Origin of the sequence: Tsukamurella sp. 8F, assembly GCF_029167375.1 — a bacterium.
Taxonomy (GTDB): Bacteria; Actinomycetota; Actinomycetes; order Mycobacteriales; family Mycobacteriaceae; genus Tsukamurella.
Map to the genome: position 1 here is coordinate 1 of NZ_JARFTP010000063.1, position 5,328 is coordinate 5,328.

General features: G+C 57.6%; 2 rRNA genes. Both read left to right on the plus strand.

The features are described 5' to 3' along the window. Positions 1–89 precede the first annotated feature (89 nt). Positions 90–1,616, plus strand: a 16S ribosomal RNA gene (locus P0W64_RS22455). A 587-nt stretch (positions 1,617–2,203) separates the two neighbouring features. Beyond that, a 23S ribosomal RNA gene (locus P0W64_RS22460) occupies positions 2,204–5,307 on the plus strand. The 16S and 23S rRNA genes sit together here, the layout of an rRNA operon. Positions 5,308–5,328: the final 21 nt, after the last annotated feature.

Below are 5,328 nucleotides of genomic sequence, written 5' to 3' on the forward strand. Positions count from 1 at the left end.
TTTTTTGAGGACATGTCAGCATGTTTTCGTTGTGTTTTTCGGGATTTTTTCTTGGATTACGCTGAAACGCTTTTGTGTTTCGTGTGTTTTTCTTGGAGAGTTTGATCCTGGCTCAGGACGAACGCTGGCGGCGTGCTTAACACATGCAAGTCGAACGGTAAGGCCCTTTCGGGGGTACACGAGTGGCGAACGGGTGAGTAACACGTGGGTGATCTGCCTTCTGCTCTGGGATAAGCCTTGGAAACGGGGTCTAATACCGGATAGGACTGCGCTTCGCATGGGGTGTGGTGGAAAGCTTTTGCGGCAGGAGATGGGCCCGCGGCCTATCAGCTTGTTGGTGGGGTAACGGCCTACCAAGGCGACGACGGGTAGCCGGCCTGAGAGGGCGACCGGCCACACTGGGACTGAGACACGGCCCAGACTCCTACGGGAGGCAGCAGTGGGGAATATTGCACAATGGGCGCAAGCCTGATGCAGCGACGCCGCGTGAGGGATGACGGCCTTCGGGTTGTAAACCTCTTTCACCTGCGACGAAGCCTTTCGGGGTGACGGTAGTGGGAGAAGAAGCACCGGCCAACTACGTGCCAGCAGCCGCGGTAATACGTAGGGTGCGAGCGTTGTCCGGAATTACTGGGCGTAAAGAGCTCGTAGGCGGTCTGTCGCGTCGTCTGTGAAATCCCGCGGCTCAACCGCGGGCGTGCAGGCGATACGGGCATGACTTGAGTACTGTAGGGGAGACTGGAATTCCTGGTGTAGCGGTGGAATGCGCAGATATCAGGAGGAACACCGGTGGCGAAGGCGGGTCTCTGGGCAGTAACTGACGCTGAGGAGCGAAAGCGTGGGTAGCGAACAGGATTAGATACCCTGGTAGTCCACGCCGTAAACGGTGGGTACTAGGTGTGGGTTTCCTTCCACGGGATCCGTGCCGTAGCTAACGCATTAAGTACCCCGCCTGGGGAGTACGGCCGCAAGGCTAAAACTCAAAGGAATTGACGGGGGCCCGCACAAGCGGCGGAGCATGTGGATTAATTCGATGCAACGCGAAGAACCTTACCTGGGTTTGACATATAGAGGACTACTGCAGAGATGTGGTGTGCCTTGTGCCTTCTATACAGGTGGTGCATGGCTGTCGTCAGCTCGTGTCGTGAGATGTTGGGTTAAGTCCCGCAACGAGCGCAACCCTTGTCTCATGTTGCCAGCACGTGATGGTGGGGACTCGTGAGAGACTGCCGGGGTCAACTCGGAGGAAGGTGGGGATGACGTCAAGTCATCATGCCCCTTATGTCCAGGGCTTCACACATGCTACAATGGCCAGTACAGAGTGTTGCGATACCGTGAGGTGGAGCCAATCACGAAAGCTGGTCTCAGTTCGGATTGGGGTCTGCAACTCGACCCCATGAAGTCGGAGTCGCTAGTAATCGCAGATCAGCAACGCTGCGGTGAATACGTTCCCGGGCCTTGTACACACCGCCCGTCACGTCATGAAAGTCGGTAACACCCGAAGCCCATGGCCCAACCCCGTTTGTGGGAGGGAGTGGTCGAAGGTGGGATTGGCGATTGGGACGAAGTCGTAACAAGGTAGCCGTACCGGAAGGTGCGGCTGGATCACCTCCTTTCTAAGGAGCATGTTGTTGGATCGCCTCGCGGCGGACACGGGTGTTGTCCGGCGGGGTTGCTCTGAAACGAAGAGTTTTGGGTGGAACATTGGCGCCTGTTCCCGGTTCGGTTCGTGATGGGCCGGTTTCGGGGTGGGTTTCGTCGGCACACTGTTGGGGTTCTGAGAGGGCAGGTCCTTCTCGGGTTTCCTGTCTCGTGCGGTGCTGCGGTCGCGGTTTCGGCCGGCGTGGTGGCGGCGGGGTGGGGTGTGTTGTTTGAGAATTGTATAGTGGACGCGAGCATCGATGCATGCCTGATGCTGTGCCGTCGCCGCCTGCTGTGATCGCGGGTGGTGAGGGTGTGGCGGTGGGTGTGTGTCAGTGTTTCTGCAATTTTCGATGAATATCGAATATCGATTTGTTTCGAGTTTCGAGTTTCGAGTTTCGATTGTTATCGAGTTTCGAAATGTGTTCGAGATTTTTGTGCGGGACGTATGCCCGGCCTCCCCTCTGTTTCATGCATGCGTTCATGCATTCATTCATGTGTTTGTTTGTGTGTGTGTGTGTTGTGTGTGTGTGGGGGTGGGGTTGGGTGTGTGTTTCGTGTGTTGTAAGTGTGTAAGGGCGTTCGGTGGATGCCTTGGCGTGAGGAGCCGATGAAGGACGTGGGAGGCTGCGATAAGCCTCGGGGAGCTGTCAACCGAGCTGTGATCCGAGGGTGTCCGAATGGGGGAACCCGGCACCAGTTGTGTGGTGTCACCCGCCGCTGAATGTATAGGTGGTGTGGAGGGAACGCGGGGAAGTGAAACATCTCAGTACCCGCAGGAAGAGAAAACAATTGTGATTCCGTGAGTAGTGGCGAGCGAAAGCGGAGGATGGCTAAACCATGCGCATGTGAGACCGGGTAGGGGTTGTGTGTGTGGGGTTGTGGGGTCGACCGTCCTGGTTCTATCCGGCTGGGTGGGAGTGAGAAAACGTGTGGTTAGGTGAAGTGGTCTGGAACGGCCTGCCGGAGTGGGTGAGAGTCCTGTAGCCGAAAACCGTGTGTCTCCTGGTGTCGATGCCCGAGTAGCAGCGGGCTCGTGGAATCTGCTGTGAATCTGCCGGGACCACCCGGTAAGCCTGAATACTTCCTTGCGACCGATAGCGGACGAGTACCGTGAGGGAAAGGTGAAAAGTACCCCGGGAGGGGAGTGAAATAGTACCTGAAACCGTGCGCTTACAATCCGTCAGGGCCTGCCTTCGGGTGGGTGATGGCGTGCCTTTTGAAGAATGAGCCTGCGAGTCAGTGCTCGGTGGCGAGGTTAACCCGTGTGGGGTAGCCGTAGCGAAAGCGAGTCCGAACAGGGCGTTTCTGTAGTCGCCGGGTCTGGACCCGAAGCGGAGTGATCTACCCATGGCCAGGGTGAAGCAGCAGTAAGATGTTGTGGAGGCCCGAACCCACTTAGGTTGAAAACTGAGGGGATGAGTTGTGGGTAGGGGTGAAAGGCCAATCAAACTCCGTGATAGCTGGTTCTCCCCGAAATGCATTTAGGTGCAGCGTCGCGTGTTTCTTGCCGGAGGTAGAGCTACTGGATGGCCGATGGGCCTTACCGGGTTACTGACGTCAGCCAAACTCCGAATGCCGGCAAGGTGAGAGCGTGGCAGTGAGACTGCGGGGGATAAGCTTCGTAGTCGAGAGGGAAACAGCCCAGATCGCCGGCTAAGGCCCCTAAGCGTGTACTAAGTGGAAAAGGATGTCCGGTCGCGAAGACAACCAGGAGGTTGGCTTAGAAGCAGCCACCCTTGAAAGAGTGCGTAATAGCTCACTGGTCTAGTGGCTGGGCGCCGACAATGTAGCGGGGCTCAAGTACACCGCCGAAGCCGCGGCACCCGTCACCTGGTGGCGGGTGGGTAGGGGAGCGTCGTGTCACCGTAGAAGCCGGGGTGTGAACCGTCCGGTGGAGGTGTCGCGAGTGAGAATGCAGGCATGAGTAGCGAATGACACGTGAGAAACGTGTCCGCCGATTGACCAAGGGTTCCTGGGCTAGGTTCATCCTCCCAGGGTGAGTCGGGACCTAAGGCGAGGCCGACAGGCGTAGTCGATGGACAACGGGTTGATATTCCCGTACCCGTCCCGGATCGACCATGACGAAACAGGTGTACTAACCGCCCAGAGCCCGCCGTACGTCGCCTTCGGGTGGCGGCGGTCGGGGGATGCGTGGGACCTCGTCTGGTAGTAGTCAAGCGATGGGGTGACGCAGGAAGGTAGTGGGGCCGGCGGATGGATGTGCCGGTGTAAGCCTGTAGGGCGGGGTGTAGGTAAATCCGCATCCCACGATGCCTGAGAGGTGATGCGTAGCCGTAGCGGTGAACTCCATGATCCTATGCTGCCGAGAAAAGCCTCTAGCGAGAGTCGGGACGGCCCGTACCCCAAACCGACACAGGTGGTCAGGTAGAGAATACCGAGGCGATCGAGAGAACTGTGGTTAAGGAACTCGGCAAAATGCCCCCGTAACTTCGGGAGAAGGGGGGCCACACCCGGTGAACACCCGTGCGGTGGGAGCCGGGGGTGGTCGCAGAGACCAGAGAGAAGCGACTGTTTACTAAAAACACAGGTCCATGCGAAGTCGTAAGACGATGTATATGGACTGACGCCTGCCCGGTGCTGGAAGGTTAAGAGGACCGGTCAACCCCCTCGGGGGTGAAGCTGAGAATTTAAGCCCCAGTAAACGGCGGTGGTAACTATAACCATCCTAAGGTAGCGAAATTCCTTGTCGGGTAAGTTCCGACCTGCACGAATGGCGTAACGACTTCTCTGCTGTCTCAACCACAGACTCGGCGAAATTGCAGTACGAGTAAAGATGCTCGTTACGCGCGGCAGGACGAAAAGACCCCGGGACCTTCACTACAGCTTGGTATTGGTGTTCGGTTCGGTTTGTGTAGGATAGGTGGGAGACTGTGAAGCATCCGCGCCAGCGGGTGTGGAGTCGTTGTTGAAATACCACTCTGATCGTGTTGGACACCTCAACCTCGGGCCATGATCTGGTTCAGGGACAGTGCCTGGTGGGTAGTTTAACTGGGGCGGTTGCCTCCCAAAATGTAACGGAGGCGCCCAAAGGTTCCCTCAGCCTGGTTGGCAATCAGGTGGCGAGTGCAAGTGTACAAGGGAGCTTGACTGTGAGACCGACGGGTCGAGCAGGGACGAAAGTCGGGACTAGTGATCCGGCACCGGCATGTGGAAGCGGTGTCGCTCAACGGATAAAAGGTACCCCGGGGATAACAGGCTGATCTTCCCCAAGAGTCCATATCGACGGGATGGTTTGGCACCTCGATGTCGGCTCGTCGCATCCTGGGGCTGGAGTAGGTCCCAAGGGTTGGGCTGTTCGCCCATTAAAGCGGCACGCGAGCTGGGTTTAGAACGTCGTGAGACAGTTCGGTCTCTATCCGCCGCGCGCGTTAGAAACTTGAGGAAGGCTGTCCCTAGTACGAGAGGACCGGGACGGACGAACCTCTGGTGTGCCAGTTGTACCGCCAGGTGCACGGCTGGTTGGCTACGTTCGGAAGGGATAACCGCTGAAAGCATCTAAGCGGGAAGCCTGTTCCAAGATGAGGTTTCTCACCACCAACGAGTGGGTAAGACCCCCTACAGACGATGGGGTTGATAGGCCGGAACTGGAAGCCCCGCAAGGGGTGCAGGTGACCGGTACTAATCGGTCGAGGACTTACCACACACGAAACATCCACCCAACAC